Annotated in this window: 6 protein-coding genes; 3 read left to right on the plus strand and 3 right to left on the minus strand. The window is 67.9% G+C overall.

What is annotated here, in order from left to right:
- Positions 1 to 485: 485 nt before the first annotated feature.
- A complete protein-coding gene (locus ACLP25_RS15020; RefSeq protein ID WP_442469991.1) occupies positions 486 to 1,571 on the plus strand; it encodes a Zn-dependent alcohol dehydrogenase in 1,086 nt (361 codons plus the stop codon).
- Positions 1,572 to 1,584: 13 nt separating this feature from the next.
- Complete coding sequence (locus ACLP25_RS15025) at positions 1,585 to 2,796, plus strand: mandelate racemase/muconate lactonizing enzyme family protein (RefSeq protein ID WP_442469992.1); 1,212 nt, start codon at positions 1,585 to 1,587, stop codon at positions 2,794 to 2,796.
- Positions 2,797 to 2,811: 15 nt separating this feature from the next.
- Here the strand turns inward: ACLP25_RS15025 and ACLP25_RS15030 are convergent, their stop codons facing one another.
- Positions 2,812 to 3,654, minus strand: a complete 843-nt coding sequence (locus tag ACLP25_RS15030) for an HD domain-containing protein (protein ID WP_442469993.1) — start codon at positions 3,652 to 3,654, stop codon at positions 2,812 to 2,814.
- Between the two features lie 180 nt (positions 3,655 to 3,834).
- Between ACLP25_RS15030 and ACLP25_RS15035 the strand changes: the two genes are divergently transcribed.
- Entirely contained in the window at positions 3,835 to 4,752 is a 918-nt protein-coding gene (locus ACLP25_RS15035) for an NAD(P)-dependent oxidoreductase (RefSeq protein ID WP_442469994.1), read from the plus strand.
- A 4-nt stretch (positions 4,753 to 4,756) separates the two neighbouring features.
- On the opposite strand, the gene ACLP25_RS15040 is transcribed toward ACLP25_RS15035, so the two are convergent.
- Both ACLP25_RS15040 and ACLP25_RS15045 read right to left on the minus strand, forming a co-directional pair.
- Positions 4,757 to 5,560, minus strand: a complete 804-nt coding sequence (locus ACLP25_RS15040) for a DODA-type extradiol aromatic ring-opening family dioxygenase (RefSeq protein ID WP_442469995.1) — start codon at positions 5,558 to 5,560, stop codon at positions 4,757 to 4,759.
- A gap of 479 nt (positions 5,561 to 6,039) precedes the next feature.
- The coding region (locus tag ACLP25_RS15045; RefSeq protein WP_442469996.1) for a 2OG-Fe(II) oxygenase at positions 6,040 to 6,282 on the minus strand (243 nt) is incomplete at its 5' end.

The raw sequence follows: 6,282 nt of genomic DNA on the forward strand, positions 1-6,282 counted from the left end.
AAGGGCTTGCCCTTCCGTCCTCCGGCCCATCCGCCGCCTCTCTTCAAGCCTGCCTCATGGGAGACGAAACCCAAACAGGGCGGTAGCCATGTATGATCATTCGGGGTCGCATCGCGCCGTCAACCCCGGCCGGGTCTCATAGCGGGTTTCGCACGGCCGCGCAAGAGGGGTTTGAGAGAGTGTTTGCAAGTCTCTACGAGCCACGAGTTCCTGCGGAAAAACAGAAAGTCGGGTATCGTGTTCTGATGAGGCGGATCACGGGATGCGGGGGCGCGGTGCATCGGAGGCGCGTTGGCGGGGCCCTCTCGGAAAGGCGACGGCGTTGCATATGGCGGGTCGTGACCCGGAAGACCCATCGGCGTCGAGGACGGCGGCGACCGCGCCCCTGAAAAAGGCATACCCCCTGCATCAAGACTGCGCTTGAACACGGGCGCGGCGCACGAAACCTTCCCGCCCGGTTCGCCAACGACTCTCCGGGGAATTCGATGAAAACCAGAGCCGCCGTCTGCCGCGCGTTCGGGGCGCCTCTGACGATCGAGACCATCGAGATCGCCGCGCCGGGCGCGGGCGAAGTGATGATCCGGACCGCGGCTTTCGCCATCTGTCACAGCGACATCTTCTATATCGACGGCGCCTGGGGCGGCGACCTTCCCGCGGTCTACGGGCACGAGGCGGCCGGCGTGGTCGAGGCGGTCGGACCCGGCGTGACGCGCATGAAGCCCGGCGACCATGTCGTCGCCACGCTGATCCGAAACTGCGGCTTCTGCCCCGCCTGCGCCGAAGGGGCGCCGGTATTCTGCGAGGAGGTGTTCCCGCTCGACCGCCAGACCCCGCTTCGCGACGCCGAGGGCGCGCCGCTCGTCCACGGGCTTCGCACCGGCGCCTTCGCCGAACGCATGGTCGTCGACGCCTCCCAGGCGGTGGCGATCCCGAAGGACATGAAACTCGACGTCGCGTCGCTGATCGCCTGCGGCGTGCTGACCGGCCTCGGCGCGGTGGTGAACACCGCAGACGTAAAGCCGGGTTCGAGCGCGGTGATCATCGGTTGCGGCGGGGTGGGCCTGAATTCCGTGCAAGGCGCCCGGATCGCGGGTTGCAATCCGATCATCGCCGTCGACGTCGAGCCGGCCAAGCTCGCCGCCGCGCGGACGTTCGGCGCTACGCATACGATCAACGCCAAAGCCGAAAACGTGGAGGACGGCGTGAAAGCGCTGACCCACGGCCGCAAGGCCGACTGGGTGTTCGTCACCGTAGGCGTCAAGGGCGCGGCGGAACAGGGCGTGTCGCTGATGAAGCGCAACGGCGGGACGGTGCTGGTCGGCATGCCGCCTTCGGGCGTTCATGCGACGATCGACCCCGGGTGGCTCGCAGCCGACGGGCAGAAGATTCTGGGCTCGAAGATGGGCTCGGCGCGCCCGGTCGTCGACGTGCCGAAGGTCGTCGCGCTTTATCGCGACGGACGGCTGAAGCTCGACGAACTGATCTCCGGCCGCTATCCGTTTGACCGGATCAACGAGGCCCTCGCCTCCTCGCGCTCCGGCGGGGTGGTGCGCAACGTCATCGTGTTCTGAGGGGAGGCGCGCCATGAAAATCGCCGAGCTTAAGACCTTCGTCGTCGGCAATCCTCCGCCGGCTTTCGGCGGACGCTACTTCGTCTTTCTCAAACTCAGGACCGCCTGCGGCGTCGAGGGCGTCGGCGAGGTCTATGCGGCAAGCTTTTCGCCCGCAACGGTCGTCGCCATGATCCGCGACGTGTTCGAGCGCCACGTCCTCGGCGCCGACCCGTTCCGCATCGAGGCCTTGTGGCGCAACGTTTACAGCCGCGGCTACACCGGCCGGCCCGACGCGTCGCTGATGGGCGTGCTCAGCGGCGTCGAGATGGCGCTGTGGGACATCGTCGGCAAGGCGGTCGGCAAGCCCGTGCACGACCTGCTCGGCGGCAAGGTTCACGAGCGGCTTCGCAGCTACACCTATCTTTACCCGGACGAGCCGGGCTCGCACGCCTATTCCGACAGCCCGATCTACTCGACGCCGCAGGCGGCGGCCGACCGCGCGTTGAAATATCTGAAGCAGGGCTTTACCGCGGTGAAGTTCGATCCCGCCGGCCCGTACTCGGCCTTCGATCCGCGCCAGCCGAGCCTCGAGCGGCTGGAACTCAGCGAAGCCTTCTGCAAGGCCCTGCGCGAGGCGCTCGGGACTCGATGCGACCTCTTGTTCGGCACCCACGGGCAGTTCACGGTCTCGGGCGCGCTGAGGCTGGCGAGCCGCATCGAGCCCTACGAGCCGCTCTGGTTCGAGGAGCCCACCCCTCCGGAGGCGCCGGAGGAGATGGCGAGGGTCGCCGCGCAATGCCGCATGCCGATCGCGACTGGCGAGCGGCTCACGACCAAATACGAATTCGCGCGTGTGCTAGAGACCGGCGCCGCCTCGATCCTGCAGCCGAATCTCGGCCGGGTTGGCGGAATCCTGGAGGCGAAGAAGATCGCCGCGATGGCCGAGGCGCACTACGCGCAGATTGCGCCGCACCTCTATTGCGGCCCGGTGGTCGGGGCGGCCAACATCCAGCTCGCGGCCTGCAGCCCGAACTTCCTCATCCTCGAAAGCATCGAGCGCTGGGACGGCTTTCACGCCGAGATCCTGAAGAAGCCGATCCGCTGGGAGGACGGGTATGTCATCCCGCCGAGCGAGCCGGGGCTCGGCGTCGAACTCGACGAAGAGGTCGCCAACGCCCATCCCTGGCGGGGGACGGACCTCCATCTCATGCCGCGGGACGCGCCGGTCCACGCGCCGGACTGACCTCGCCACCGGCCCTCAGTGCTGCGGCCCCATCATCCATTGGCTGTGTTCGGCGCACCAGACGTGGTTGTGAAGGTTCGAAACCCACTGCCGCCCCGAGGCGGTGACCGTGAGGTACTTCACCCCTTCCGCGATATGTTCTTTGACGAGGTTCGAGAAGAACGAGGGGTACCTGTCCACGAGGTCGGCCGGAGTTTCGTAGTCGAACTGCCGATTCTGGCCGATCTCCTCGAACTCGGCGAACAGGGCGTTAGCCTTCTTCGGATAGAGCGGGTCGCCGAGCTGGCCGATCAGGTCCGACGCCAGCACCAGCCGCGCCTCGAGATCGGCGTTCTCGCGGCCCTCGAGGCAGGGCGGAAAGCGGGTCAGCTCGATCGCCTCAGCGACCCGCGCCGGATCGAGATCCGGGGAATTGCCGAGCCGCTCGTACACGAACAGTTTTGAGCGGTCGACATGATAGGGCATCAGGGCGGCGTCGGACGCGCCGCGGGGCAAGGTCACCTTTCGTCCGCTCTGGTCGACCACGAACTCGGTTGAGGTGTCGCCTTTCAGCACGCCGCGCACGAAGCCGATGTCGTGCAGCAGGCAGGCGCAGATGAGGTGCAGATAATCCGACGCCTCGATCCGCTGCCACAGAAGGCGACCGCGCAGGATGTCGCGGCCGACCGACGTCACCAGCATCGTATGCTCGAAATTGTGGTAAAGCGCGTCGCTCTTGGCGATGGCCTCGATGGCGCTTCGCGCCAGCGACCCAAGACGTTCGGCTTTCTCCTCGTGAGCGGGGCCGAAAATATCCCGAAAATCGTCCGCGAGAAACTTTCCCAACTTCCTGGCCGCCACGGCCGCGATCGTCTCCACTTACTCGGCTCCCCCGAAAGTACGGCCGCATCCCCGATAGACGTGCAACGTCAAGATTCCCAATGTAATGCAACCTTCGCATTGGCGCCAGAGCGGCGAAACAGGCGTTTGGCCGCGACGACGCGTCGCTTGCCGGCCGCCGCCGGGCGCTTATGCTCCGCGCCGGAAAGGGTAGGAGGCGTGACGATGCGGTACGGGTTCATCGGACTCGGCAATCTCGGGGGCGCCCTTGCCCTAAATCTCCGCCGCGCCGGGTTCGACCTGACGGTCCACGACCTCGACGCCGCGGCGTCCAGGCCCCTGATCGAGGCGGGCGCCGCGTGGGCGGCGAGCCCGCGCGCGGCGGCCGAGCGGGTCGACGCGGTCTTCACCTGTCTGCCGTCCCCGGCCGTCTCCGAACGGGTGCTGACCGGCGCCGACGGCCTGCTCGCCGGCCTCAAGCCCGGCTCGACCTGGATCGAGACGAGCACGGTCGACGCCGAATCGATCCAGCGTCTTGCGGCGATCGCCGCCGAACAGGGGGTCTTCACCCTGGAGGCTCCGGTCACGGGCGGCGTCCACAAGGCGTCGTCGGGCGCGGTCGCCGTGATCGTCGGGGGCGAGGCTCAGGCGTTTGAGCGCCACCGCCCGGCGCTCGAGGCGATCGGACGGCCGCTCTTCCACGTCGGGCCGCTGGGCTCGGCCTCGGTGATGAAGGTCATCACCCACATGCTGGCGTTCGTCCACCTTGTCGCGGCGGGCGAGGCGCTGATGCTGGCCAAGCGCGGCGGGCTCGACCTCGCCCAGGCCTACGCGGTGATCAAGGCGAGCTCGGGCAACAGCTTCGTGCACGAGACCGAATCGCAGCTCGTCCTCAACGGCTCCTACAACGTCGGCTTCACCATGGAGCTCGCCTGCAAGGACCTGGGCTTCGCCATGGCGCTCGGCAGCGAGCTCGGCGTGCCGCTCGACCTCGCCGCGATCACCGCCCAGACCTTTATACGCGCCCGCGAGGCCTACGGCGGCGGCGCGTGGTCGACCCAGGTCGTGAAGCTGCTCGAGGACGCGCTGCACACCGACCTGCGCGCGGCGGGGTTCCCGGAGACCCTCACGGCCTGAGAGGTCAGCGGAACTCGAACGCCGAGATCGTCTTGCCGCCGATCACGTCGCGGAAGGCGTTCTGGCCTTCGCTGTCGCCGGCCGCGCCGGCGACCACCATCAGCGGGATCAAGTGCTCTTCACGCGGGTGACAGAGGCGGGCGCCCGGGGCCTTGTCCCAAGCCGCCAGGCGCGCCTCGCGCTCGGGCGCCGGCGCCTTGGCCGTCTCGTCGAGCCACGCGTCGAAGGTTTTGGACGCCCCATCCCCGCCGGCGAAAAAGCTCCTGAGGTCGTGGTAGCTCATGCCGCTGCCGACGATCGCCACGCCCTGATCCCGCAGGGGCGCGAGCGCCTTGCCGAGCTTGATGTGGAAGGCCGCGTCGAGGTCCTTGCGCAAGGACAGCATGACGACCGGGATCTCGGCCTTCGGATCGACGATCAGGAAGGGCACGAACACGCCGTGGTCAAAGCCGCGGCTTGCGTCGGTCGCGACCGGCAGGCCCGCCGCCTCGATCAGGCGCTTGACCTCGGCCCCGATCTCGGGCGCGCCCGGCGCCGGATAGTTCAGCCGATAGGTGTGATCGGGAAAGCCGTAATAGTCGTAGAGCATGTCCGGCTTCGGGTTGAGGCTCACCGTCGGCTGAGCCGCCTCCCAATGGGCGGTGACGACCAGAAACGCCTTAGGCCGCTCGGGGAGCGAATCCACGAGGCCCGCGAGGTAGGCGCGTAGGCGATCCCAGGCGTGCGGGCCGAAGGGCGGCGGAAACTCCATCCAGAAGCAGGGGCCGCCCCCGTGGGGGATGAAGATGGCAGGCTGGCGGGCGGGCATGAAAATCCTCGAAGTGTCGGATGCTTGCGCATAGTTAAGCACCGCCGCGGGCCGCGGCAACGCCGCCACGGCGCGGCGGCCGAAACGATCTGTCCCGCCGGGCGGGACGCGAGGGCGCTCGGGGTCAGCAACGACTTCCGATTTTCGGAATCATGTGCTATGACCTTCGAAGGGCCGAAAACGAGGCTGCAGGGCTGAAAGATGACGGTTGAGGAGAAGGGACTTCGGATGTTTGTGGTAAGGCGCCCCCGGGGGCGCCCCCGCCGGCCCGCCCTCGAGACCGCCCGCGACGGCCCGCTGCTTGCGCGCTCGCTTTTTTGCGCAAACTGCGGACTAAGCCCTTGAGAGCGCTCAAAACACGGGTGAATAAGGCCCCGTTTTCAGGCGCCGAACGCGTGTCTAACCCGCGCCGAACGCATGCCGAACGCATGCCGAGCGGCGCGCGAAACGGCGCCGAACGGCGGCGGGGCGAGAGGGCCTCACGCCGCGTCGTGGAAGATGACGCCCAGCGTGAAGCGCTCGCCGCTCCGGATGCGGCTGACCCCGTGGCGCAGCGCCACCCGATACGGACCCCGCGTTCCCTGAACCGGTCGCTCGCGCACGGCGAAGATCACCCCGTCGCCCTGCTTAAGGCTCACGACCTCGGCGCGCGACTGCATGCGCGGCCGCTGCTCGGTCAGCACGAATTCCCCGCCGGTGAAATCGCGCCCCGGCGCCGAGAG

This window comes from Roseiarcus sp. (assembly GCF_052145395.1).
Classification (GTDB): Bacteria; Pseudomonadota; Alphaproteobacteria; order Rhizobiales; family Beijerinckiaceae; genus Roseiarcus.